This window comes from Lapillicoccus sp. (genome assembly GCF_046595215.1).
In the GTDB taxonomy this organism is placed as follows: Bacteria; Actinomycetota; Actinomycetes; order Actinomycetales; family Dermatophilaceae; genus Lapillicoccus.
The window spans coordinates 1-24,086 of the sequence record NZ_JBKJPP010000211.1 but is presented as its reverse complement, the minus strand read 5'-3'; the positions used below and the strand labels follow the sequence as shown (position 1 = coordinate 24,086).

Here is a 24,086-nt window from a genome sequence, read left to right as displayed (position 1 = left end):
GCGGTACCCCCTTGGGGTATGGTGTAATTGGCAACACGGCTGATTCTGGTTCAGTTGTTCTAGGTTCGAGTCCTGGTACCCCAGCGCAACGGCCCGTCTCCCTTTCGGGAGCGACGTCGATTCGGAGAAAGGCCTGCCTCGCGGTAAGGTTTCCTCCGTTGTCCGGAGGCCGCGCGCGGCCGAGGACGCAGCTAGGGCCCCGTTGTGTAGCGGCCTAGCACGCCGCCCTCTCAAGGCGGTAGCGCGGGTTCGAATCCCGTCGGGGCTACCACCGGGACCCTCTGTCCGACAGGGTCCCGCTGACTGCAGGTGTCGGGCCCCCTGCCCGCGCGCCGGGACCCCCCGGCCGCGACGCGCACACCGCGCCGGAGGCATTGTCGCGCTGGGGGGCCCGGTGTAGGGTCGAAGCCCTCTGATGCGGGTCCTGAGGTGAGCGCGACAGGGCGAGGCGGCCCGCGGGACCGCGCTGGCGATGCGGTGTGACGGTCCTGGAGGCTGACATGACGACAGAGGAGTACACGAGCGACGAATACACGACGACGCCGAGGGCGGTGGGTCGTGATGCGGTGTTCGTGACGCACCGGATGAAGAGCCCCCGGGTGGCCGAGTCGGCATACATCGCGCCGACTGCGGTGTTGTGCGGTGACGTGAGCGTCGGTCCGCACAGTCGGGTGATGTTCGGCGCGGTGGTCACCGCGGAGGGTGGCCCGGTGGAGATTGGCGCGAACTGCGTGATCATGGAGAACGCCGTCATCCGGGGAGTGCCGCGGCACCCGACCCGGCTGGGCGACCATGTGCTCATCGGCTCGCACGCCTCCTTGACGGGCTGCGTGATCGAGGGGGAGAGTCGGATCGCGACCGGGGCACTGGTGTTCAACGGGGCTCGTGTCGAGCTCGGGGCGGAGGTCGAGTTCCATGCGGTGGTCTATGTGAACACCGTCGTGAAGGCTGGTGTCGCCGTGCCGATGGGGTGGTTCGCCGGCGGTGATCCGGCTGAGCTCGTCCCACCGGGCGAGTGGGAACGCATCCTCGAGCTGATCGGTCCGCTGGACTACGCGGGCACGGTCTTCGGGGTCGGTGAGTCCGACAACACCATGCCTGACATCGCCCGTCGTTACGCCCGAGGGCTGGCGCTGCACCACAAGGACCGCGTCATTGCCCCGGGTCAGCATGGTCACCTGCCTGAGGGGCCAGTCTGAGATCTCGGATGATCCCCGGATGGGGGCGGCGGGTCGAAGGCCGGGGCCATTGCGGCCGGCGGCGGCAACCCCCCGATCGGTATTGCCAGCCCCGCTACGCTTCGACGGAAAACCCCCTTCAGACGGCCCGCGCCGCCTGACCGCATGTCCTCCAACGGGGTTCAGCCTCTAGAGAGGGACGTGAGCCACATGACGCAGTTCGTGTACGACTTCACCGAGGGCAACAAGGACCAGAAAGAGCTGCTCGGCGGCAAAGGAGCAAACCTGGCCGAGATGACGCGGCTGGGCCTGCCGGTGCCGCCCGGTTTCACGATCACCACCGAGGCGTGCCGCTCCTACCTGCTTGCCGGCACCGAGCCGGCTGACCTGCGGGTCCAGGTGACGATGGCGTTGCGCCAGCTCGAGGACACGCTCGGCCGGCGCCTCGGGGATCGCCACGACCCGCTGCTGGTGAGCGTCCGTTCCGGGGCGATGCACTCGATGCCGGGGATGATGGAGACGGTGCTCAACATCGGCCTGAACGACGCGAGCGTCAAGGGTCTGACCGAAGCCAGTGGCGACGAGCGCTTCGCGTGGGACTCCTACCGCCGCCTGCTGCAGATGTTCGGCAAGACGGTCCTGGACATCGACGGTGCCGTCTTCTCCAGGCCGTTGGAAGAGCTCAAGGACGACCGGGGCTACGACAGCGACGTCGACCTGAGCGTGGCGGATCTGCAGGCTCTGGTCGAGCAGTTCAAGGCCTCGGTGAAGGAGCACTCGGGAGAGGACTTCCCGCAGCATCCGCGCGAGCAGCTCGACCGGGCCATCCGCGCCGTGTTCGACTCCTGGAATACCGACCGGGCTCGGCTCTACCGCCGACGCGAGCGGATCCCCCAGGGCCTCGGCACAGCCGTCAACATCTGCACCATGGTGTTCGGCAACATGGGTGACACCAGCGGCACCGGCGTGGCCTTCACGCGTGACCCCGCCACCGGGCAGACCGGCGCCTACGGCGACTACCTGGTCAACGCCCAGGGTGAGGACGTGGTTGCGGGAATCCGTAACACCCTCAACCTCCAGGACCTGGAGGAGCTCGACCCGACGTCGCACCAGCAGCTGCGCAAGGCGATGCGCCGACTGGAGACCCACTATCGCGACCTGTGCGACATCGAGTTCACCATCGAGCGCGGCAAGCTCTGGATGCTGCAGACCAGGGTCGGCAAGCGCACCGCGGGCGCCGCCTTCCGGATCGCCACCCAGCTCGTCGACGAGCAGCTGATCACCATGGACGAGGCCCTGACCCGCGTCAGCGGGGCCCAGCTCGCCCAGCTGATGTTCCCGCAGTTCGACCCCGCGACCCCGCGGACCCTGCTCGCCAGGGGCATGGCAGCCTCGCCCGGGGCAGCCGTCGGGAAGGCCGTCTTCGACTCTGCGGCCGCCGTCGAGGCCGTCGCGCGGGGCGACGTCGTCGTCCTGGTCCGCAAGGAGACCAATCCCGACGACCTCGAGGGCATGATCGTCGCGGAAGGGGTGCTGACCGCCCGCGGAGGCAAGACCAGCCACGCTGCCGTCGTCGCCCGGGGCATGGGCAAGACCTGCGTATGCGGTGTCGAGGCGCTGTCCGTCGACGCGGACTCCCGCACGGCCCGGGTGGGTGAGGTCACCATCGCCGAAGGAGACCTGCTGAGCATCGACGGAACCACCGGCGAGGTATTCCTCGGCGAGATGCAGGTCGTCCCGTCACCGGTCGCCACCTACCTCCAGAGCGGTCTGCAGGTGGCCACCGAGGATGTCGACGAGGCGATCGCCGATCTCGTCCGGTCGGTCGACCGGCTGCTCTCCCACGCCGACACCATCCGACGGCTGGCAGTGCGGGCCAACGCGGACAACGCGGAGGACGCCAGCCGGGCCCGGGACAACGGCGCCCAGGGGATCGGCCTGTGCCGCACCGAGCACATGTTCCTCGGCGAGCGCCGCGTCCTCATCGAACAGGTCATCCTGGCCAAGAACGCCGGCGAGCGGCAGATCATCCTGGACCAGCTGCTGCCGCTGCAACGCGCCGACTTCACCGAGCTGCTGGAGGCCATGGACGGCCTCCCGGTCACCATCCGGCTGCTGGACCCCCCGCTGCACGAGTTCCTGCCCGACCGGACCGAGCTGTCCGTCAAGGTCGCTCTCGCCCGAGCCGCCGGCACCAGCGACCCCGCCGACGAGCAGCTGCTCGCCGCGGTGGAACGCCTGCACGAGAGCAACCCGATGCTCGGGCTGCGCGGCGTGCGACTCGGGCTCGTCATCCCCGGCCTCTTCGCCCTGCAGGTGCGCGCCATCGCCGAGGCCGCTGCGGCGCGGGCCCAGGCCGGCGGCCACCCGAAGGTCGAGATCATGGTGCCGCTCGTCGGGTCGGTCATGGAGCTGTTCCTCATTCGCGACGAGGCCGACGGCATCCTTCACGCCGTCGCTGCCGAGACCGGGGTCGCCCAGACCATCCCGATCGGGACCATGATCGAGCTCCCCAGAGCCGCGCTGACCGCCACCCGGATCGCCGAGGCGGCGGAGTTCTTCTCGTTCGGGACCAACGACCTGACCCAGACGACCTGGGGCTTCTCCCGGGACGACGTCGAGGCAGCCTTCTTTGCCGCCTATCTCGACAAGGGCGTCTTCATGGTCTCGCCCTTCGAGAGCCTGGACGTCGACGGCGTCGGCCGGCTCATCGAGATCGCGGCGACCGAGGGCCGCAGGACCCGGCCCGGCCTGAAGCTCGGCGTCTGCGGCGAGCACGGCGGGGATCCCGAGTCCATCCACTTCTTCCACCGCATCGGACTGGACTACGTCTCGTGCTCGCCATACCGCGTGCCGGTGGCCAGGCTGGAAGCAGGCCGGGCGCAGGCCTTCACCTCACGGTGAGTCCGACGGTGGCCGAGGCGCTGACACAGCGCCCACGCGTCCAAGCCATCGGCGGGACCAAGGTCCGTCACGCGGGTCGTACTCGTGGCGCACCATCGGGCCATGACTACCGCGGTTGACGAGACCCGGCACCCCGGCCTGTCCGAGGCGGACGCGGTGGCCCGGCGTGTGCGACACGGCCCCAACCACGTGAGGATGCGCCGTCCGATCTCGATTTGGCGCCGGGTCTTCGACCAGGTGCGGGATCCGATGATCCTGGTCCTGCTGGTTGCGGTGGTTCTGACGGTGGCCACCGGGGACTATCCGGACGCCACGATCATCGCGTTCGTCATCGTGGTGAATACGGCGGTCGGGGTCATCCAGGAGGTGCGGGCGGACAACGCGGTGGCTGCCCTCTCTGCCCTCGTCGCGCCCTCAGCCCGCGTGCGACGGGACGGGGTCGCCCGGTCGACGGACGCTGGCGAGATCGTGCCCGGGGACGTTGTGGAGCTCGCCCAGGGTGACGTCGTGCCCGCGGACTGCGATGTGGTGGAAGCGGCCATGCTGGTGGTCGACGAGGCCGCGCTCACGGGGGAGTCCGTGCCGGTCCACAAGGGCTCCCAGACAGGTGGCGACGGGGATCGCGACCGCCATCGGCTCAGCGCAGGCACCGTCGTGGTGCGTGGCCGCGCGGTGGCCGTCGTCACCGCGACCGGCGCCACCAGCGCGATGGGGCGGATCGCCGGTCTGCTGGATGCAGGGCCGACGCTCACACCTCTGCAGCAGAGACTGGCAGGGCTGGGGCGCATCCTCGCGGTGATGGCCGGTGCGCTCGGTCTGCTGGTGGCGCTGCTCGGCCTGCTGCGGGGCCAGCCGCTCGAGCTGATGGCGGTGACGGCGATCAGCCTGGTCGTCGCTGCTGTCCCGGAGTCGCTGCCGGCCGTGGTCACCCTCAGCCTCGCCCTGGGTGCGCGCCGGATGGCCGTCCGACAGGCCATCGTCCGCCGCCTGGCCGCTGTCGAGACGCTGGGTTCGGTCACGATCCTCGCCACGGACAAGACCGGAACCCTGACCGAGGGCAAGATGGTTGTCGAGCGGTTGTGGACCTCGAAGGCTCAGGCGATCGTCACCGGTGGCGGCTACGCGCCGGAGGGTGAGATCCGCGTCGAGAACGGGCCGCTGACCGCGGCATCGGGACAGGCGTTCGCGGACCTGCTCATGGCCGGCCGGTTGTGCAACGACGCCAGCCTGGAACCCCCGAACTCGCCGACCGACGGCTGGAGCGCGGTGGGCGACCCGACCGAGGCGGCGCTGCTCGCCGTTGCAGGCAAGTGGGAGACGGGCGCGGCCCCCGACTGGCGGCTGACCGTGGACGCCGAACGGGTTGACGAGATCCCGTTCGACAGCCTGCGTCGGCGAATGACCACCGGGCACCAGTTGCGGGACGGGCGGTACCTGGTGACGTGCAAGGGAGCGCCAGAGGTGCTGCTGGACCCGACGAGGCTCGCCGAGCCCGCGTCGGTCCTGGCGGCGGCGGTCAGCCGGGCCGCAGCCTTCGGTGACGAGGGCTACCGTGTGCTGGCGGTGGCCTGGGACGTGCTCGACGACCGGCCGGCTGATCTCGCGGCCGCGGAGGTGGACCTGCGGCTGCTCGGCCTGGTCGCGATCTCGGACCCGCCGAGGGATGCTGCGGCCGTGACGATTGCCGCCTGTCGGGACGCCGGCATCACCCCAGTCCTCATCACCGGCGACCATGTCGCCACAGCGCGAGCGGTCGCTGAACGCGTCGGTATCATCGGCCCGGACGGCGCCGTCGCTACCGGGGGACAGTTGACAGGGGAGGACCGCCTGGACCCGACGGGGGTGCGGGTCTTCGCCCGGACCACGCCGGAGCAGAAGCTCGACATCATCCAGGCCTGGCGATCGGCCGGCCAGGTCGTCGCGATGACCGGAGACGGGGTGAACGACGGCCCGGCGCTACGTCGGTCCGACATCGGGGTGGCGATGGGGGGTCGCGGGACGGAGGTGGCAAGGCAGGCGGCCGACCTGGTCCTCGGCAACGACGATCTGGCAACCGTCGTGGCCGCGGTCGAGGAGGGCCGCCGGGTCTACGCCAACGTCCGCCGGTTCCTGCTCTATGCGTTGGCCGGCGGGTCGGCCGAGATCCTCGTCATGCTGGTCGGCCCCCTGCTGGGGCTGCCCCTGCCGCTGTTGCCCGCGCAGATCCTGTGGGTCAACCTCCTCACTCACGGGTTGCCCGGCGTCGCGCTCGGCGCTGAGCCGGCAGACCCCCAGAACATGCACATGCCGCCGCGGCCACCGCAGCAGAGCGTGCTCGGGGCCGGCCTGTGGCAACGCATCCTCATGCTCGGACTGGTGATCGCCGCCGTCAGCCTCGGTGTCGGTTGGTGGGCCCACGAGCACGGCGGACCATGGCAGAGCATGCTCTTCGTGGCTCTTGGTGCCACCCAGCTCGGGACGGCGATCGGTGTCCGCGTCCGACCCGGGACGTTGCAGAACCCCTTCCTCCTCTGGGCCACGGCCGCCGCCTTCGGGCTGCAGGTCCTTGCCGTCTACCTCCCGCCCCTGCAGCGGCTTCTCGGCACTGAGGCACTCACTCTGCGCCAGCTCGCTGCGGTCTCGGCCCTCGCCGCCCTCGGCTACGTTGCGGCCCGGTTGCAGGGCGCCCGCCACCAGGGGCTGCGGCGCTCCCGTCCGCCAGACGTGTCACTGTCCTCGGCCCCTCGCTGAGTCAGGACCGGGACATGTCGCCGCCTGCGCCAGCCGATGACGAACGTCTTGTCACGCTCGTCCTCTCCGACCCGGCCGGCCGGGTGCTCGGTCAGCTGCCACCGTTCACGTGCGGCCACAGTTCTGGCCGGAAGTGCAAGACGTTGTCTCCGTGGCTCGCTCACGCCTCGACGTCGACGTCACGATCCTGCGATTCCTCAAGACGGAGAACCGGTATGCCGGGGGAGCCGTCAGCCACCTCGCCCAGGTCGCTCCGGGGTCGCCGACGCCTGTCCTCGCCGCGGTCTCCACCGAGGCCGGGGCCGCCCTCGACGGCGACCCGGCGCACTCGACGACCTCACGGACTGGCTCGACACCGCGCTCACCGGACACGGCTCGACGTGGACCGGCCCCTGACGCAGCGAAAGACCTGGAACCTGTCCTGTGTCCTCACCGCGCGGACCACGTCAGGGCCGGTGTGGTTCAAGGCCGTCCCGCCGTTCCTTGCCGACGAGGGTGTCGTCATGGCGCACGTGGCGCGGGTGGACGCCCACCTGACGCCGGTCGTCCTGTCGCACGACCCCACGAGGCGGGCGATCCTGATGCGCCACGTGACCGGCGAGGACCAGTGGGGTCTGGTCGACGCTGGCGTCATCGGCGAGATGCTGGAGCGCTGGGTCGCCGTCCAGGCCGCCCTCGTGGACGATGCCGCGCCCCTCCTCGCAGCGGGTGTGGCCGACGGCCGCCCGGACGCCATCTCCGCTGGCGTCCGGAGCGTCCTTGACGCGCCCGGGGCACGCGCCAGCCTGTCCGTCGGTGAGGTCGACGCGCTCGCCGCGATGGCCGATGGCCTTCCTCGGCTCCTTGCCGGGATCGAGGCGTGCGGACTCGCGGACACCCTCGTCCACGGTGACCTCCACCCGGGCAACTGGCGGCGCGCTGGCCGCGTCCTGACCCTGCTCGACTGGTGTGACAGCCGCGTCGGGAACCCGGCGCTCGACGTCCGCGCCTTCGTCGAACGCCTGCCGGACCCGGCCCAGCAGGAGCGGGCGCGGTCCGGCTGGGCGCAGGCCTGGCGATGGCGGGTGCCCGGTTGCCACCCGGAGCGGGCTGGCCCTCATCGGGCCGGTGTCGGAGCTGTGCGCCGCCATGACCTACCAGCGGTTCCTCGAGCACGTCGAGGAGACCGAGCGGGCCCACCACCGACACGACCCGGTCGATCACCTCCGCGCCGCGCTTGCCGTCAGCGGACTTGAGCGGCACTGAACGGCTCAGCCGAGCTCGCGCAACCCCGGCAGGACCTGCTCGGCGAACGTCGTGAGGAAGCGCGACTGGTCGTCACCGGGCCCGTGGAAGACGAGGTGGTTGAAGCCCCAGTCGACGTACTGCCTGACGGCCGTGACGACCTCGTCGGGGTCGGACGCGATGATCCAGCGCTGGGCCACCTGCTCGTCCGACAGCTCGTCGCCGAGCCGCTCCATCTCGAGGGGGTCCGAGGTGCCGTGCTTCTGCTCGGCAGTCAGCGACAGCGCCGCCCAGAAGCGGCAGTTCGCGACGGCCTGGTCGTGGTCGGGGTCCCAGGAGAGCTTGATCTCGATCATCCGGTCGAGGTCGTCTCGGGTGCGACCGGACTTTTCCAGCCCCTCGTCGACGGCGGGCAGCAGCGAGTCGCGGTAGAGCTCCTCACCCTTGCCCGAGGTGCAGATGAAGCCGTCACCGGTCCGTCCGGCATACCGGGCGACGAGCGGCCCGCCGGCGGCGATGTAGACGGGGATCGGTCGGTCCGGCTTGTCGTAGACGGTCGCGTCCCTGGTCGAGTAATAGTCGCCCTCGAAGGTCACCCGGTCCTCGCTCCAGAGCCGGCGCATCAGCGTCACCGCCTCGCGCAGGCGAGCGAAGCGCTCCTTGAACTCCGGCCACTGCTCGACCGAGCCCACGACGACCTCGTTGAGCGCCTCCCCGGAGCCGATGCCGAGCATGACCCGGTCGGGATAGAGGGAGCCGAGCGTCCCGAACGCCTGGGCGACGATGGCCGGGTTGTAGCGGAAGGTCGGTGTCATCACCGACGTGCCGAGCTGCACCCGCTCCGTGCGCTCCCCGACGGCAGCCAGCCATGCCAACGAGAACGGCGCGTGCCCACCGTGGTGGCGCCACGGCTGGAAGTGGTCGGAGATCATCACGCTGTCGAGCCCGACCTGCTCGGCCTGCACCGCGTAGTCGAGCAGCTGCCGTGGCGCAAACTGCTCCGCCGAGGCCTTGTAGCCGATCCTCAGGGTCATGGGGGCTGCTCCTCGATCTGGTGACGTGTGCCGCTACCGAGCCTATGCCCGCGGGTCAACGCCGGGTCGGGTTGTGCAGCCGGCTGCGATAGCGTCGTGCCGGACATCTCGGCGAGCGGACAGGAGAGTGACGTGGGCGCGCTCTGGCACCCCTTCTCGGACATGGGTGCGGTCGAGCGGGACGGTGAGTTCGTCATCGCCCGCGGCGACGGGGTGCACGTGTTCGACGCCGAGGGCAACCGCTACCTCGATGCCACTGCCGGCCTGTGGTTCACCAACGTCGGCCATGGCCGCGCCGAGCTGGCCGAGGCCGCTGCCGACCAGATGCGCTCCATCGCGGCCTACAGCACCTTCGGGGACTACGTCACCCAGCCGACGGTGGAGCTTGCCGAGAAGCTCGCCGGCATCGCCCCGGTGCCTGGCAGCAAGGTGTTCTTCACCTCGGGCGGCTCCGACTCGGTCGAGACCGCGGCAAAGCTGGCCAGGCGCTACTGGGTCGAGACGGGTCGGCCGTCCAAGCGGTTCGTCATCGGCCGTCAGAAGGCGTACCACGGGATGCACTACGCGGGAACGGCGCTCGCCGGCATCCCGGGCAACCGGGAGGGCTACGGCGTCCTCGTCGCCGAGTCGGCGACCGTGGCCTGGGATGACGTCGAGGACCTGCGCGCGACGATCGAGCGGATCGGGCCGGAGAACGTCGCCGCCTTCTTCTGTGAGCCCGTGATGGGCGCCGGCGGTGTCTACCCGCCACCGGAGGACTACCTCGCTGGCGTCCGCAAGCTGTGCACCGAGATGGACGTCCTCTTTGTGGCCGACGAGGTCGTCACGGGCTACGGCCGGATCGGTGGATCGTGGTTTGCCTCGACGCGGTTCGGGCTGGAGCCGGACATGGTGACGACCGCGAAGGGCCTCACCTCGGGCTACCTGCCGATGGGCGCCGTGCTGGTGGCCCCCAGGGTCGCCGACCCGTTCTTCCAGCCCGACGGGGGAGTGTGGTGGCGGCACGGCTACACCTACTCCGGTCACGCGGCCGCGGCGGCCGTGGCCCTGGCCAACCTCGCGATCATCGAGCGCGAGGGTCTGCTGGATGAGGCGTCGCGCCTGGAGTCGACGCTGGCCGAGCGGCTCCGCCCGCTCGCCGACCACGAGCGCGTCGCCGAGGTCCGTTGTGGCGTGGGCGCGCTCGCTGCCGTGCAGCTCGCCGACCCCGGCGAGGCCATGGGGCTGGCCAGGCGCCTGAGGGCCTTTGGGGTCGCCACTCGGGCGGTCGGGGCGGGCGGCCTCCAGGTCTCCCCGGCGTTCGTCATGAGCGACGGCGAGGTGCAGGAGCTCGCGGACAGCATCGCCCGCGCCCTCGACGCCTGAGCGACAGCACCTCGGTCCGGCCCCCCAGGTCACCGATCAGGTCGCCGGGCAGGTCACCGAGCCGTGGGAGTCCAGACGGTGTGGTGGTCGTGCACGAACTCGGCCAGGGTCGTCGCCGGTCGCCCCAGCACGCGGGCGATCTCACCGGTCACCTTCCGCGCCAGACCGAGACGGGTCGTGACGTCGATCACGAGCTGCACCCGGACGTAGGCCGGGTCCGTGCCCTGGGCAAGCAGGTCGCGTCTGCGCCGGAGCAGCCCCTCCGGCACGTAGGACACTGACCGTCCGAGCTCGGCCGTCAACAGGGCGGCGACGTCGCCGAAGGTGAGGGCCTCGGGACCCGTCAGCGTGAGCGGCCGCGCCGCGTGGGCGTCCGGGTCGGTGAGCACCGCCGAGGCCACGGCCGCGACGTCACGGGTGTCGACGAAGGACAGCCGCCCGTTTCGCGACGCCAGACGCAACTGCGACCGGTCACGGATGTCGGCGCCGAAGGCGGAGATGAGGTTCTGCGAGAAGTAGGACGGCCTCAGGGCTGTCATCGGCAGGCCAGCGGTGCGGACCATCCGTTCCATCCGCCAGTGCGGCAGTGCGGGGTTGACGCCCATCACGGACAGCACCACCACTCTCTGCACCGACGCCCGCCGCGCCGCGTCGACGAGCGGCCCCAGGGAGGTGCGCACGTCGCTGATGGCCGGTGGCCGCATGAGGAAGACCCGATTCACCCCGGCCACCGCGGGCCCGGCCGTCGACGGGTCGTCGAAGTCCAGCCGCACCGCCTCGGTGCCCGGCGGCAGGTCAGCCGCACCCGGATCTCGCACTCCAGCGCGGACCTCCTGGCCCGCCGTCAGCAACGCGGCGACCACTGCTCGTCCGACGGTGCCGGTCGCCCCGGTGACGAGGACCGGGCCGGAGTCAGCTCGTGGCACCGAAACGCGCGGCGCTGAGGTGGGCCTGCGCGAGGCGGCGCAGGGCGACGAGCACCGGGTCGACGACGACCGTGCCGACCGCCACATGGCGCAGGGCCGCCGATGGTCCCTGACCCTCGGTGTCGGTGACGAGTGACTCGAGGTCGATCTCGGCCACCCGTTCCATGATGCTGCCGTAGGCCACGAGCCGCTCCGCGGGGACCGCAAAGCCCGCCCGGTCGGCGGTGTCGAGCGCCGACTGCAGCAGGGCGACGGTATGGGCGTGGGCGCTGTCGCCCCACCCGAGCTGCTCCACGGCATACCGCGCCCGGTCGCAGTCCTGCGGCTGCGGGGTGTCGTCACTGATCGCGGCCTGCGCGGCCCCGAGGAAGTCGTGCCAGGACGACGGGGGGTGCTCAATCGCCTCGACCACCCGCCGCACGCCGGCGATGCTCATCCTCGCCCCGTCGACCAGGGCGCGGATGAGGCGCACCCGTTCGACGTGGACGTCGTCATAGTCGGCCGCGGTCGCGCTGACCCGCTCGCCGGCCGGGAGCAGCCCCTCGCGCAGGTAGTACTTCACCGTGGCAACGGGAACGCCCGCCCGGGCACTCAGCTCCGAGAGCCTCATCGAACCTCCTTGACATTGGAGAGTATCACTATCCATACTTGGAGAGTCACACTATCCAATCTGCGACCCACACCACAGGAGCGGCCATGAACCCCGGACGGATGACCCACGAGCACGACGACGCGATCGGCATTTTCCTCATCGGCATGCGGTTCAACCAATGGTGGCGGATCGACCAGTGGTTCCCGACCTTCGTGGCAATGCCCCGGATGCTGACCGAGCTCTACCGCGCCAGAGCCGCGGCGGAGCGCGGTGAGGGCGAGGACCTCGGCTTCCTGGGCGCGCGCACCCTCGTCGGGGGGCTCGGGGTCACGGTCGTGCAGTACTGGCGCAGCACCGAGGACATCTACCGGTATGCCGGCGCGCCGGCGCACGCGCACCGGCCGGCCTGGGCGGCGTTCAACGCCAGGGCCCGCACGGCCTCCGGGGCCGTGGGCATCTGGCACGAGACGTATGCCGTGCCGGCAGGCGGCCACGAGAGCGTCTACGTCGCGTGTCCGCCGATGGGTCTCGCTGCCGCGACGTCGGCCGTCCCGGCCATGGCGATCGGGTCCAGGGCACGGTTGCGGCGGTCCGACGCTCATTCAACTGGTCCTGAGGATCAGTCCTGAGGATCAGTAGACGACCACCTTGTCGCCGACGTCCACCTCGTCGAAGAGTGCGGCGAGGCCGGTGAGGTCGCGGACGTTGACGCACCCGTGGGACGCCCCGTCATATCCTCGTGCGGCGAAGTCCGAGGAGTAGTGCACGGCCTCGCCGCCGCTGAAGAACATGGAGTAGGGCATCTTCGAGCCGTAGAGGGTCGAGGTCCACTCCCGGTTCTTGCGGTCGACCGAGAACTCGCCCTCCCGGGTGGGGTTGTTCTCGGAGCCGAAGCGGACGGCCATGGCGCGTTGGGCCTGCCCGTCGACCACCCAGGTCAGGGTGCGGCTCGCCTTGCTGATGCACAGGACCCGCCCCGTGAGGCAGCGCTGGTCGAGATCGGCTGCGGTGCCGGTCGCCGGTGCGGGCCGGACGTTGTCCAGCTCGTCGCTCGTGGGCGTGCGGGTCATGGTGGTGAGCAGGTCGGTGGTGCGCTGGTCGACCTCACCGGTGGTCGGGATGGAACGTTTACCCTGGAAGGCCCTGACGGCCGTGGTGGTCGCCGGACCGTAGGCGTCCGTCGTGTCGCCGCTCCACCAGCCGATCTGCTTCAGGCGGGCCTGGAGGTCCCTCACGGGAGCGCCCGTCGAGCCCGGCTTGAGCAGGGCGGGACCGGGGACGAGCCGGTTGTGCATCTCGTCGTCGGTGGGCCGACGGGTCACGGCGAGCAGCCGGTCCCACGTCGTCTGGTCGACGGCGCCGGTGGCGGGCAGGGTGCGCTTGTCCTGGAAGCCGCGGACACCGGCCGTGGTCATGATCTCGTAGGTGCCCGTGACATCTGCGTCATACCAGTTGAGCTGGCGCAGGCGGGACTGCAGCTCCCGGACCCGGTCGCCGGTGGCGCCGCCCGCCATGAGCGCCACCGTGGTGGTGGTGGCCGGCGTCGCGGTGGCGGACTCCGTGGTGGGGGTCGAGGGGAGAGGCGCTGTGGTGGGGGGCGCCGTGGATGCTGCCTCCGCAGGCGGTGCCGGCGTCGTGCTGTCAGTGCTGGTTGTGGACGTGCTGGTTGTCGTCGTGCTGGTTGTGGACGTGCTGGTTGTCGACGTGCTGGGCGTCGACGTGGTGGGCGCCGACGTGCTGGGCGGCGTGATCGGTGCGGCCTGCCCGGTGGAGCTGGGGCCGCAGCCGCTCAACGCGACGGCGGCCATGGCCAGTCCTGCAACGGCGCTCAGGCGTGTCCTCACCGTGGTCCCCTTGTCTGTCCCGGAGGTGTTGTCTGTCCCGGAGGTGCTCGACGTCCGCCGGTGGAAATGCTCGGTCACCTACTAGGACGTCGTTGCCAGCGGCACGGTTGTCCGGTCCGACCAACGGTGACCCGGCCGTGGTGTGACCGGTGTCAATGCGTGTCGTTGCCCGAGTTTAGCCCTGATGTGGGTTCTGGGCCCGTCGCAACACTTCGGTGAGTTTGTTTGCCCCGGCGACCACGGTGCCGGCGTGCAGACGTCCCGGCTGACGCGAGAGTCGCTCGATCGGGCCGGAGATCGACACCGCAGCCACCACGCGTCCCGAGGGTCCGCGCACCGGTGCGGAGACGGAGGCAACGCCGGCCTCGCGCTCGCCGACGCTCTGGGCCCAGCCGCGACGGCGGACCGCGGAGAGGGCCGTGGCGTTGAACCGGGCTCCCTGAAGGCCCCGGTGGAGCCGGTCCGGCTCCTCCCAGGCGAGCAGGACCTGGGCGGCGGAGCCGGCGAGCATCGAGAGGCTGGCGCCGACGGGGATGCTGTCCCGCAGGCCGATGGGGCGCTCGGCCGCAGCGACACAGATGCGGTGCTCGCCCTGGCGGCGGAAGAGCTGGGCGCTCTCGCTGGTGTGGTCGCGCAGCGCTCCGAGCACGGGTCCGGCGGCGGCGAGCAGTCGGTCCTCGCCAGCGGCCGAGGCCAGCTCCCCGAGGCGCGGTCCCAGGACGAACCGGCCCTGCATGTCACGGGTGACGAGACGGTGGTGCTCGAGGGCGACCGCGAGGCGGTGTGCGGTGGGCCGGGCCAGACCGGTCGCCCCGACGAGCTGGGCGAGCGTGGCCGGACCGGCCTCGAGGGCGCTCAAAACGGTGGCCGCCTTGTCGAGCACGCCGACCCCACTGGAGTTGTCCATGCATTGATACTGCCGTCTCATTGCCTGAGACGCAAGTTCGCAGGCACGTCAAGTGTTGCACTCTCGATCGGACGAGATCTCAGCGCGGAGGGTGGACCATGTCAGGCACGCTGGCAGAGAAGGTGTGGGAGTCGCACGTGGTGCGGCGGGCCGAGGGAGAGCCGGATCTGCTCTATATCGACCTTCACCTGCTGCACGAGGTGACCAGTCCCCAGGCCTTCGACGGACTGCGGCTCGCCGAGCGGCCGGTGCGGCGCCCCGAGCTGACCCTCGCGACGGAGGACCACAACGTCCCCACGACGCCGGGGCCGATCACGGACCCGGTCAGCAAGACCCAGGTCGAGACCCTGCGCCGCAACTGCGACGAGTTCGGCGTCCGGCTCTATCCCATGGGTGACGCCGACCAGGGCATCGTGCACGTCGTCGGGCCCCAGCTGGGTCTCTCGCAGCCGGGGATGACGATCGTCTGCGGCGACAGCCACACCTCCACGCACGGCGCCTTCGGCGCTCTGGCCTTCGGCATCGGCACCTCGGAGGTCGAGCACGTCCTTGCCACCCAGACCCTGCCACTCAACCCGTTCCGGACGCTGGCCGTCACGGTCGACGGCGTGCTCGGCGACGGGGTGACCTCCAAGGACATCGTCCTCGCCGTGATCGCCCAGATCGGCACCGGCGGGGGACAGGGCTACGTGCTGGAGTTCCGCGGCAGCGCCATCAGGGCGATGTCGATGGAGTCCCGGATGACGGTCTGCAACATGTCGATCGAGGCGGGCGCCCGCGCCGGCATGATCGCGCCGGACCAGACGACATTCGACTATCTCGAGGGCCGGCCCCATGCCCCGACCGGCGCCGACTGGCACGCCGCCGTCGAGTCCTGGAGGCTCCTGCGTTCGGATGATGACGCGGTGTTCGACCACGAGGTGCATCTCGACGTCTCCAGCCTCACCCCCTTCGTGACCTGGGGCACGAACCCCGGCCAGGGGCTGCCGCTCTCCGCGAGCGTCCCCGACCCGGAGTCGTTCGCCGACGAGGGCGATCGGGCCGCCGCTGAGCGGGCCCTGACCTACATGGGTCTCGAGCCGGGGACCCCCCTGCGCACGGTCAGGATCGACACCGTCTTCGTCGGGTCGTGCACCAACGGCCGCATCGAGGATCTGCGCGCCGCCGCGGCCATCCTCAAGGGTCATCAGGTGTCGGACGGCGTGCGCATGCTCGTGGTCCCGGGGTCGGCCAAGGTCCGCCTCCAGGCCGAGGCGGAGGGTCTGGACGCCGTATTCACCGCCGCCGGGGCCGAGTGGCGACTCGCTGGCTGCTCGATGTGCCTCGGGATGAACCCCGACCAGCTCGCTCCCGGTGAGCGCAGTGCGTCGACCTCCAACCGCAACTTCGAGGGCAGGCAGGGCAGGGGGGGGCGGACCCACCTCGTCAGCCCGCTCGTCGCGGCCGCCACCGCGATCCGCGGCACCTTGTCGTCCCCCGCCGATCTCGTGGAGGCCTGAGATGGAGCAGTTCACCGACCACACCGGCATCGGCGTCCCGCTGCGCCGCAGCAACGTCGACACCGACCAGATCATCCCGGCGGAGTTTCTCAAGCGGGTCACCCGCACGGGTTTCGAGGACGGGCTCTTCGCCGCATGGCGCAAGGACGAGAGCTTCATCCTCAACAACCCCCGGTATGCCGCGGGGTCGGTGCTCGTCGCCGGCCCGGACTTCGGCACCGGCTCCAGCCGGGAGCACGCAGTCTGGGCCCTGATGAACTACGGCTTCCGTGCCGTCATCTCCTCGCGTTTCGCGGACATCTTCCGTGGGAACAGCGGCAAGCAGGGCCTGTTGACGGCTCAGGTCGCCCAGGACGATGTTGAGCTGATCTGGAAGTACCTCGAGAACGAGCCCGGCGCCCAGGTGACGGTCGACCTCGTCTCGCGGACGGTCACCGCCGGCGAGATCGTGGCCCCGTTCGAGGTCGACGACTACACCCGCTGGCGCCTCCTCGAGGGTCTTGACGACATTGGGCTCACCCTGCGCCACGAGTCCGAGGTCACGGCATTCGAGCAGGGCCGCCCGTCCTGGAAGCCCGTCACGGTCTGACGCAGGGGCTCGAGCGAGGGCCTCGACACGCCGCCCCGGCGTGTCGAGGGTGAATTCGTGGACGGGATGCGGTGACGTCCGGCCCGTGCGGTGTGGGGCGGGAGCCACGTGTCTCGTGCACGCACGGATCCGGCCGGCCGTCGATGGTCAGAGTCCCGAGATGCGTTGTGTCACAGTCAGTTTCAGGCGGCACGACGGCGACCGGGACGTGGCGGCACGCCCCGGTTGCGAGCGTCACCCTGGCCGCGCACGCCTCGGATGCGTGTCTGAAGGCGCTCAGAGGCCATCCAAAGGTGTTGGGGGACAACGCAATGAGGACCTCAGGTGGTGGACTCGGGAGCGAATGGGTTCTAACGTCTGCACCAAGCCGGAAACGGTTCCGGAACCACACGTCGTCGGGCTGACTGCCCGGCGGCACATCCCTCTGGAGGGAAAGACGTGAACAAGGCAGAGCTCATCAGCGCTCTCGAGACCAAGCTGGGCAGCAAGAAGGCCGCCAGTGAAGCTCTCGAGTCCGTCCTCGACGTCATCATCCGCGAGGTCGCCAAGGGTGGCAAGGTCGGCATCACCGGCTTCGGCACCTTCCAGAAGGTCGCCCGGGACGCCCGCACCGGCCGCAACCCGCGCACTGGCCAGACCGTCAAGATCAAGAAGACGACCGTCCCGCGCTTCCGCCCGGGCACGGCGTTCAAGACGTTCGTCGCCGACCCCCGCAAGCTGCCCAAGGCTGCTGCCGCGGGTGCCCGGGCCACTGCCGGGTCGTTGACGAAGTCCACCGCGACCAAGGCCGCGCCGGCCAAGACGGCGAAGAAGGCCACCACGACCGCGAAGTCCGCGGCTGCGACGAAGACGGCTGCCACCACGTCGGCTCCGGTCAAGCGGGCGAGCAGGACGGCGTCCGCCACCAAGGCGGCCACCCCGGCCAAGGCTGCGGTCAAGAAGGCTGCGACGACCAAGTCGGCCGCGACCAAGGCTGCCGCGACGAAGACCGCCCCGGCCAGGGCTGCCGTCAAGAAGGCGACGGTCACTGCCAAGACCACCGCCAGGAAGGCAGCGACCGCGACGAAGGCGACCGCGACCGCGACCGCGACGAAGGCGACCGCGAAGAAGTCCACCCCGGCCAGGAAGACGGCCACACGCGGCTGATGCCAGTGGCTTGCGACGAGATGAGGGCCGGTCACCCGTGGGTGGCCGGCCCTCCGCTCGTCCCGATGCCATCGGGGTGAGTGCTGTCCTCGTCGGTGGCGCCGGTCGGGGTCAGGCGATCGGTTCGCCGTCGCCGATGCCGACGATCCACACCCGGGTGATCCTCTCGTCGGTCGCGGTGAGGCTCACCCGCTGGCCGACCCGCAGGTGCCGCAGACCACTGCGAGCGAACACCTCGGCGGCGAAGGCCCGCTCGCGTCCGTCGTCGAGCAGCACACTGCCCGCTCCGGTGTCGGCATCGAAGGTGTGGACGCTGGCCTGCATGCGACCACCCTATGCGCGACGACGAGACGGTCATCGGCGGGCGAGCCGCTCCCCGGCCTCGATCGGCGCCGCGACGGTGTTGCCCGGAGCGGCGAGCGGGCACACCCAGCGCGGGTTGTAGCGACACGACGGGTGGTAGAGGAAGTTCAGGTCGAGGACGAGGCGCTCGCCGTCGGATCCGAGCCACGCACCCTTGGCGGTGTCGAGCAGGTAGCGGCCACCGCCGTAGCTGCCCGTGCCGGAGGTGGCGTCGCGCAGGGGCAGGAAGAGACCGCCGCCGTACTGGTGCAGCCACCAGACGTCCACGCGGCCGCCCACCGGCTGGGGGAGCCCGACCTGACCGAGACGTCGCATGGTGACCTCCCCGTCGTCCCCGGCCATGACCACCCGCTCCTCGGGGGGTCCCGTGACGCCGAGTTCGGCCTCCAGCCGTAGCGCGGGGTCGTAGGGCCAGTAGGGCAGGCCGGTCGTCCGCAGCGGGTCTTCGTCGGCCAGGGGGCTCTGGGGGTGCTCGCGGAAGAGCCGGTCCCGTCCCGCCCGCCAGCGGGCGTGCCCGGCCTCGGGATCGACATCGGCGCGCACCGCGGCATACAGGTCGCTCATCTGGCGACGCCAGTCGACCAGGGTCAGCGCAGAGGGCTCCATGCCCCCAACCGTCGCACAGCGGTCAGCGCGGGGGAGTGATGAGGTGGGCCAGCAGCCGGGCCGTGTGCGTCCCGACACCGAGACAGAGCACGGCGCGCAGCGAGGTCTCGTCGTCGACGTCCGTCCGCAGGCCGGGCAGGTCGAGCTCGAGCCGCCCATGCCCCGCCTGCTCGTGGGCCGAGGCCGACCCGGCCCCGAAGTGCGGCTCGACCTGCGGGGGCGAGGGCCCGGTGAGCAGGACGGTGCCGGTGCCCTCGGTGTCGGGGACGAATCTCGGGCCACCGTGGTCGGATGCCTCGAGCGCCTGCCGCAGCTCCCCGACCCGGACCGCGGGGAGGTCCCCGAGCAGCACACCCGTCGGCCCGTCGAACCCGGCGCGATGCAGGTCGGCGAGCCCGGCCGAGATGGCGGGGTTGAGGCCCGAGCCGGGGTCGGCGAGCACCCGGACCCCGAGGGCGGCGACCTGCTCGGTGATCCCGGCGCCGGACGTGACGACGAGGACGTGCAACGCGCCGACGGCGGCAGCGGCCGCGGTCACCGTGTCGAGGGCGAACGCCGTGGCCAGGGAACCGTGGTCGACCCCATCGGGTGCGGTGAGCCGGCTCTTGGCCTGTGGTCCGCCCTTGACCGGGACGACGAGGTGCCAGGGGCTCTGCGTGCTGAGGTCGGTCATCGGGTCCAGTTTTGCAGTAACGGCCTGCCTCGCTCGACACGCGCGGGGTCACCAGCAAGGATGGCGCCGATGGGCGACCAACGGAAGGCGGCCCCGGTGACCCCTGTTCGACCCCGAGGCCGCCTCAGCACGGCATACCGGATCGCCGTGGTGCTGGTGAAGCCGTTGATGGTCCTGGGGACGAAACGGGACTGGCACGGCTGGGAGCACCTCCCCCGGGAGGGGGGTTTCGTCGTGACGCCCAACCACATCTCCCCCCTCGACCCGTTCTGCGTCGCGCACTACCTCTTTGACGCGGGGTGTCCGCCCCACTTCCTCGGCAAGGAGGAGGTCTTCCGCATCCCCCTCGTCGGTCGGCTCCTGCAGGCAGCCGGGCAGATCCCTGTCTGCCGGATGACGGGCCGGGCCGGGGGCGCCTACCGGGCTGCCGTCGAGGGCGTCGAGCAGGGCAGGTGCGTGGTGATGTTCCCCGAGGGCACCCTGACCCGTGACCCCGACCTGTGGCCGATGACCGGCAAGACCGGCGCCGCCCGCGTCGCCCTGGAGACGCGCCGGCCGCTGATCCCGTTGGCGCACTGGGGTGCCCATCAGGTCATCGCCCCCTACGGGAAGTGGGCGCACGTGCTGCCCCGCCGGACCATGAGGGTCCTGGCCGGTCCCGCCGTCGACCTCGACGACCTCTACGACAAGCCGCTCGACGCCGACACGCTCCACGAGGCCACCGTGAGGATCACGGCGGCCACGACGCACCTGCTCGAGCAGCTGCGTGGCGAGGCGGCGCCCCTCGAACGCTACGACCCGCGGGCCCACGGTGACCCGGAGACGGGCAACCCCCACCAGGAGGCCTCATGACCCGCGCCACCGTCCTCGGCACCGGCAGCTGGGGCACCGCGTTTGCCGCGACGATGGCCGACGCCGGCACCGAGGTGACGATGTGGGCCCGGCGGCGAGAGGTGGTCGAGCAGATCAACCGCGGGACCAACGAGGACTACCTCGCGGGCATCGCCCTGCCCCAAGGCATCAGGGCCACGACCGATGCCGTCGAGGCGCTCGCCGGGGCCGACGTGGTCGTGCTCGCCGTGCCCTCCCAGACGCTGCGCGACAACCTGGCCGGCTGGGCTGACCTCATCCCCGAGACCGCCGCCGTCGCGTCGCTGATGAAGGGGATCGAGCTCGGCACGACGAAGCGGATGAGCGAGGTGATCGCCGAGGTGGGTCGCATTCAGACCCAGCGCATCGTCGTGGTGTCCGGCCCCAACCTCGCCCGAGAGATCGCCGAGCGGCACCCGGCCGCGAGCGTCGTCGCCTGCACGGACGAGTCGACGGCCGAGCAGGTGGCAGCTGCGTGCGCGACGCCGTGGTTCCGGCCCTACACCCACGACGACGTCATCGGCATCGAGCTCGGCGGCGCCGTCAAGAACGTTGTGGCGCTCGCGGTCGGCATGGCCGAGGGCATGGGGATGGGGGACAACTCGAAGGCGTCACTGATCACCCGCGGACTGGCTGAGACCGCGCGGCTCGGCGCAGCCCTCGGCGCCGACCCGGCGACACTGATGGGCCTGGCCGGGGTGGGGGACCTCATCGCGACCTGCATGTCCCCGCTGTCCCGCAACCGCACCTTCGGCGTGAACCTCGGTCGGGGGATGCGCGTCGAGGAGGTGGTCACGGTGACGCGCCAGACCGCCGAGGGCGTCAAGTCGTGCCAGTCGATCCTCCAGCTCGCCCGCGACCACGGCGTCGACATGCCGATCGTCGAGGCGGTCGTCGGCGTCGTCCGCAGCGAGGTCACGCCCCGCGAGATGGTCACCGCGCTGATGACCCGGTCGCTGAAGTCCGAGGGCACGCAGCGCTGAGCTGCGCGCTGGGCGGGAGTGCGCAGCCCGTCTGTGCCGCGTATGCCGTGGGGCGGGCGAGCGAGCAGGGCGGGCGCGTCAGCCGCGCAGCGCGCGGTCGAGGTCGCGCCACAGGTCGTCGACGTCCTCGATGCCGACCGACAGCCGCAGCAGGTTCTCCGGCACCGTCGTGGCCTCCGCGGCATACTTGCGGCGCCGTTCGATGAGGGACTCGACCCCGCCGAGGCTCGTCGCGTCAAGCCACAGGCGGCAGTCCGCCGCGACCCGGTCTGCGGCGTCGGCGCCGCCGCGCACCTCGATGGCGACCATCGCCCCGGTGCCCGGGTAGCGCACCCGCTCGAGGGCGGGGTGGTCGGCGAGGCGGCGGGCGAGCTCGGCGGCATTGGCCGCGGCCCGTTCGACCCGCAGGTGGAGGGTGCGCAGGCCTCGCAGCGCCAGCCACACCTCCATCGGTCCGGCGATCGCGCCGTGCATGGTGCGGTGCCGGGTCAACCGGGCCAGCAGCTCCGGTCCCTGCCCCCTTGTCGCGGTGACCGTGGCCCCGAGGACGACGTCGGAGTGGCCGGCGAGGTATTTCGTCACCGAGTGCACGACGACGTCGGCGCCGAGCTCGAGTGGCTGTTGGAGCAGGGGCGTCGAGAGCGTGTTGTCGCAGACCGACAGCACGCCTTGCTCGCGGGCGGCGGTGAAGATCGCGCGCAGGTCGGCGACCTCGAGCATGGGGTTGGTCGGGGACTCGGTCCAGACCAGGTCGGCACCCTCGAGGGCGGCGAGGACCTCGGCCGTGTCGCTGATGTCGACGTGGCGCACCTCGTAGCCGGCCTTGGCGTAGTCCTCGAGCAGCACGTTGGTGAGGTTGTAGGCGTGGCGGGGGGTGACGACGACGCCACCGGGCGGGACGAGCGCGAGGACGGCCGAGATGGCGGCCATCCCGGATCCGAAGACCAGGGCGTCGCCGCCCTCCAGGTGCCCGAGGGCCTCCTCGAACGCGGTCCACACCGCGTTGCCGTTGCGGCCGTAGCCCACCCCGGTGCTCGGCGCGGCATACGTCGAGGTGAAGTCGACCGGAGGGTTGACGCTCGCGCCGGGCACCCGCGCGGGGCGCCCCGCGGCGACGAGGACGGAGGCGGGGGACAGGTCGTCGAGGGGGTGGCTCACCCGCATCAGCGTAGGCGCCGGGATAGGGTCGGCGACGATGAGCGCCAACGTCACGTCCTCCAAGGCCCGGGTGGCCCTCGTCTTCGGTGGCCGCTCCTCGGAGCACGCCGTCTCCTGCAGCACCGCGGCGGGGGTGCTGCGGGCGATCGACCGGGAGAAGTACGACGTCGTCCCGATCGGCATCGCCAAGGACGGCCGGTGGGTGCTCGTCGATGACGACCCGACGCCGCTGCAGCTCACGCCGGGCCACACCCCCGAGGTCGACGGGTCCGGCACCGGCGTCCTCGTGCCCCTGTCCACGACCGACCGGGCGCTGACCGTCCTCGAGCCGGGACAACCGCCGCGGCAGCTCGGCGACGTCGACGTCGTCTTTCCCCTGCTGCACGGGCCGTTCGGGGAGGACGGCACGATCCAGGGCTTCCTCGACCTGTCGGACATCCGCTACGTCGGCTCGGGTGTCCTCGCCTCGGCGGCGGGCATGGACAAGCACTACATGAAGGTGATCTTCGCGGGGCACGGCCTGCCGGTGGGCCCCTACGTTGTCATCACCGACCGCCAGTGGCTCGTCGACCGGGCCGCGGCGATGGCGTCCGTCGCCGCCCTCGACTTCCCCGTGTTCGTGAAGCCGGCGCGGGCCGGCTCGAGCATGGGCATCACCAAGGTCAAGGGCCCGGCCGACCTCGAGGCGGCCATCGAGGTGGCCCGGGAGCACGACCCCAAGGTCATCGTGGAAGCGGCCATCGTCGGACGGGAGCTCGAGTGCGCCGTGCTCCAGAGCCACGGCACCGCCGCCCCACGCACCTCGGCGGTGGCCGAGATCGCTGTCCACGGCGAGCACGAGTTCTACGACTTCGAGGCGAAGTACCTCCTCGAGGACGATGTCGACCTGTGCTGTCCCGCGGACCTGCCCCGGGAGGTCTCCGACGACGTACGTCGGCTCGCGGCGGCGGCCTTCGACGTCCTCGGGTGCGAGGGCCTGGCCCGAGTGGACTGCTTCCTGGCCGAGGACGGGCAGGTCCTCATCAACGAGATCAACACCATGCCCGGATTCACGCCGCTGTCGATGTATCCCCGGATGTGGGACGCGACCGGAGTGAGCTATCCGGAGCTCATCGACGAGCTGATCAGTCTGGCGCTCGAGCGGCGGACAGGGCTGCGCTGAGGTGGGGGGCGCCGGTGCAGGAGCTCAGCGGGCTTGTCCATGAGACTGCGTCGCCGACCGGGCGCTTCGCGGGAATGTGTCGGCGACCCCGCCTCCCTCCTGCCCTGCTTACGGCACATGGCGCGCCGGTGGGCGACGGAACATCGCGTCAGGGTCGTGGGTGGAACCCGGCTCCCTGGCCCCCTCGTCAAGCCACGGCTTTGCGGCGCCACGGCTGGGCGGCTCGGCAGGCAACGGTTCCTCGTACGCCGAGCGGCGGTCCGACCACAGGGTCCACGCCAACACGCCGCCGAGGACCCCCAGAACCAGGCAGACCACGAGCGAGGTGAGGTC

At 71.0% G+C, this 24,086-nt stretch carries 23 protein-coding genes, 2 tRNA genes and 1 pseudogene; 16 read left to right on the top strand and 10 right to left on the bottom strand.

Annotation, left to right across the window (positions count from 1 at the left end; genetic code table 11):
- Positions 1-12: 12 nt before the first annotated feature.
- From ACLL9L_RS17855 to ACLL9L_RS17825, 7 genes and pseudogenes are all read left to right on the top strand, one after another.
- A tRNA-Gln gene (locus ACLL9L_RS17855) sits at positions 13-84 on the top strand.
- Positions 85-195: 111 nt separating this feature from the next.
- Positions 196-271 (top strand) — tRNA-Glu (locus ACLL9L_RS17850).
- 229 nt (positions 272-500) lie between these two features.
- A complete protein-coding gene (locus ACLL9L_RS17845; RefSeq protein WP_411285996.1) occupies positions 501-1,199 on the top strand; it encodes a gamma carbonic anhydrase family protein in 699 nt (232 codons plus the stop codon).
- A 189-nt stretch (positions 1,200-1,388) separates the two neighbouring features.
- A complete protein-coding gene (gene ppdK / locus ACLL9L_RS17840) occupies positions 1,389-4,082 on the top strand; it encodes a pyruvate, phosphate dikinase (RefSeq protein WP_411285995.1) in 2,694 nt (897 codons plus the stop codon).
- A gap of 102 nt (positions 4,083-4,184) precedes the next feature.
- Entirely contained in the window at positions 4,185-6,812 is a 2,628-nt protein-coding gene (locus ACLL9L_RS17835) for a cation-translocating P-type ATPase (protein WP_411285994.1), read from the top strand.
- 14 nt (positions 6,813-6,826) lie between these two features.
- A pseudogene (locus ACLL9L_RS17830) lies at positions 6,827-7,810 on the top strand (phosphotransferase family protein); the annotation flags it as partial.
- Between the two features lie 109 nt (positions 7,811-7,919).
- Positions 7,920-8,057 carry a hypothetical protein gene (locus ACLL9L_RS17825; protein WP_411286004.1) on the top strand — a complete coding sequence of 46 codons (138 nt, stop codon included), beginning with the start codon at positions 7,920-7,922 and terminating at the stop codon, positions 8,055-8,057.
- A 5-nt stretch (positions 8,058-8,062) separates the two neighbouring features.
- On the opposite strand, the gene fgd is transcribed toward ACLL9L_RS17825, so the two are convergent.
- A complete protein-coding gene (fgd, locus tag ACLL9L_RS17820) occupies positions 8,063-9,070 on the bottom strand; it encodes a glucose-6-phosphate dehydrogenase (coenzyme-F420) (protein ID WP_411285993.1) in 1,008 nt (335 codons plus the stop codon).
- Between the two features lie 96 nt (positions 9,071-9,166).
- Here fgd and ACLL9L_RS17815 point away from each other — a divergent pair, with 96 nt between their 5' ends.
- Positions 9,167-10,435: an aspartate aminotransferase family protein gene (locus ACLL9L_RS17815; RefSeq protein WP_411285992.1), complete on the top strand. Its 1,269-nt coding sequence runs from the start codon at positions 9,167-9,169 to the stop codon at positions 10,433-10,435.
- Positions 10,436-10,488: 53 nt separating this feature from the next.
- On the opposite strand, the gene ACLL9L_RS17810 is transcribed toward ACLL9L_RS17815, so the two are convergent.
- The gene (locus tag ACLL9L_RS17810) at positions 10,489-11,361 is read right to left on the bottom strand and encodes an NmrA family NAD(P)-binding protein (RefSeq protein ID WP_411285991.1); all 873 of its coding nucleotides are present in this window, start codon (positions 11,359-11,361) and stop codon (positions 10,489-10,491) included.
- Entirely contained in the window at positions 11,348-11,971 is a 624-nt protein-coding gene (locus ACLL9L_RS17805; RefSeq protein ID WP_411285990.1) for a MerR family transcriptional regulator, read from the bottom strand. Before ACLL9L_RS17805 ends, ACLL9L_RS17810 begins: the two co-directional genes overlap by 14 nt.
- An 86-nt stretch (positions 11,972-12,057) precedes the next feature.
- Here ACLL9L_RS17805 and ACLL9L_RS17800 point away from each other — a divergent pair, with 86 nt between their 5' ends.
- Positions 12,058-12,582 carry a DUF4188 domain-containing protein gene (locus ACLL9L_RS17800; protein ID WP_411285989.1) on the top strand — a complete coding sequence of 175 codons (525 nt, stop codon included), beginning with the start codon at positions 12,058-12,060 and terminating at the stop codon, positions 12,580-12,582.
- 3 nt (positions 12,583-12,585) lie between these two features.
- Here ACLL9L_RS17800 and ACLL9L_RS17795 read toward each other — a convergent pair whose 3' ends face one another.
- The gene (locus ACLL9L_RS17795; protein ID WP_411285988.1) at positions 12,586-13,467 is read right to left on the bottom strand and encodes a L,D-transpeptidase family protein; all 882 of its coding nucleotides are present in this window, start codon (positions 13,465-13,467) and stop codon (positions 12,586-12,588) included.
- Between ACLL9L_RS17795 and ACLL9L_RS17790 the strand changes: the two genes are divergently transcribed.
- A complete protein-coding gene (locus ACLL9L_RS17790; protein WP_411285987.1) occupies positions 13,466-13,882 on the top strand; it encodes a hypothetical protein in 417 nt (138 codons plus the stop codon). The genes ACLL9L_RS17795 and ACLL9L_RS17790 overlap by 2 nt on opposite strands.
- Positions 13,883-13,972: 90 nt before the next feature.
- On the opposite strand, the gene ACLL9L_RS17785 is transcribed toward ACLL9L_RS17790, so the two are convergent.
- Positions 13,973-14,704 carry an IclR family transcriptional regulator gene (locus ACLL9L_RS17785; RefSeq protein WP_411285986.1) on the bottom strand — a complete coding sequence of 244 codons (732 nt, stop codon included), beginning with the start codon at positions 14,702-14,704 and terminating at the stop codon, positions 13,973-13,975.
- Positions 14,705-14,802: 98 nt separating this feature from the next.
- Here ACLL9L_RS17785 and leuC point away from each other — a divergent pair, with 98 nt between their 5' ends.
- From leuC to ACLL9L_RS17770, 3 genes are all read left to right on the top strand, one after another.
- The gene (gene leuC / locus ACLL9L_RS17780) at positions 14,803-16,203 is read left to right on the top strand and encodes a 3-isopropylmalate dehydratase large subunit (protein ID WP_411285985.1); all 1,401 of its coding nucleotides are present in this window, start codon (positions 14,803-14,805) and stop codon (positions 16,201-16,203) included.
- 1 nt (position 16,204) lies between these two features.
- Complete coding sequence (leuD, locus tag ACLL9L_RS17775; RefSeq protein WP_411285984.1) at positions 16,205-16,792, top strand: 3-isopropylmalate dehydratase small subunit; 588 nt, start codon at positions 16,205-16,207, stop codon at positions 16,790-16,792.
- Positions 16,793-17,230: 438 nt separating this feature from the next.
- On the top strand, positions 17,231-17,938 hold the full coding sequence (locus ACLL9L_RS17770) for an HU family DNA-binding protein (protein ID WP_411285983.1): 708 nt from the start codon (positions 17,231-17,233) through the stop codon (positions 17,936-17,938).
- A 111-nt stretch (positions 17,939-18,049) separates the two neighbouring features.
- Here ACLL9L_RS17770 and ACLL9L_RS17765 read toward each other — a convergent pair whose 3' ends face one another.
- Genes ACLL9L_RS17765 through cofC form a run of 3 tightly spaced genes read right to left on the bottom strand, consistent with a single transcriptional unit; the run spans position 18,050 to position 19,580 of the window.
- The gene (locus ACLL9L_RS17765; protein ID WP_411285982.1) at positions 18,050-18,262 is read right to left on the bottom strand and encodes a cold-shock protein; all 213 of its coding nucleotides are present in this window, start codon (positions 18,260-18,262) and stop codon (positions 18,050-18,052) included.
- 30 nt (positions 18,263-18,292) lie between these two features.
- Positions 18,293-18,907, bottom strand: a complete 615-nt coding sequence (locus tag ACLL9L_RS17760; protein WP_411285981.1) for a DUF1684 domain-containing protein — start codon at positions 18,905-18,907, stop codon at positions 18,293-18,295.
- A 22-nt stretch (positions 18,908-18,929) separates the two neighbouring features.
- Positions 18,930-19,580, bottom strand: coding sequence for a 2-phospho-L-lactate guanylyltransferase (gene cofC / locus ACLL9L_RS17755; protein WP_411285980.1), 651 nt, complete (start codon positions 19,578-19,580; stop codon positions 18,930-18,932).
- A 69-nt stretch (positions 19,581-19,649) separates the two neighbouring features.
- On the opposite strand from cofC, the gene ACLL9L_RS17750 reads away from it, so the two are divergent.
- Positions 19,650-20,432 carry a lysophospholipid acyltransferase family protein gene (locus ACLL9L_RS17750; RefSeq protein WP_411285979.1) on the top strand — a complete coding sequence of 261 codons (783 nt, stop codon included), beginning with the start codon at positions 19,650-19,652 and terminating at the stop codon, positions 20,430-20,432.
- Positions 20,429-21,433 carry an NAD(P)H-dependent glycerol-3-phosphate dehydrogenase gene (locus ACLL9L_RS17745; protein WP_411285978.1) on the top strand — a complete coding sequence of 335 codons (1,005 nt, stop codon included), beginning with the start codon at positions 20,429-20,431 and terminating at the stop codon, positions 21,431-21,433. The genes ACLL9L_RS17750 and ACLL9L_RS17745 overlap by 4 nt, the downstream gene beginning before the upstream one ends.
- Before the next feature lie 78 nt (positions 21,434-21,511).
- Here ACLL9L_RS17745 and ACLL9L_RS17740 read toward each other — a convergent pair whose 3' ends face one another.
- Positions 21,512-22,597, bottom strand: coding sequence for a trans-sulfuration enzyme family protein (locus ACLL9L_RS17740; RefSeq protein ID WP_411286003.1), 1,086 nt, complete (start codon positions 22,595-22,597; stop codon positions 21,512-21,514).
- A 31-nt stretch (positions 22,598-22,628) separates the two neighbouring features.
- On the opposite strand from ACLL9L_RS17740, the gene ACLL9L_RS17735 reads away from it, so the two are divergent.
- Complete coding sequence (locus ACLL9L_RS17735) at positions 22,629-23,753, top strand: D-alanine--D-alanine ligase family protein (protein ID WP_411285977.1); 1,125 nt, start codon at positions 22,629-22,631, stop codon at positions 23,751-23,753.
- A 108-nt stretch (positions 23,754-23,861) separates the two neighbouring features.
- Here ACLL9L_RS17735 and ACLL9L_RS17730 read toward each other — a convergent pair.
- On the bottom strand, positions 23,862-24,086 hold a 225-nt coding region (locus tag ACLL9L_RS17730; RefSeq protein WP_411285976.1), incomplete at its 5' end, for a hypothetical protein.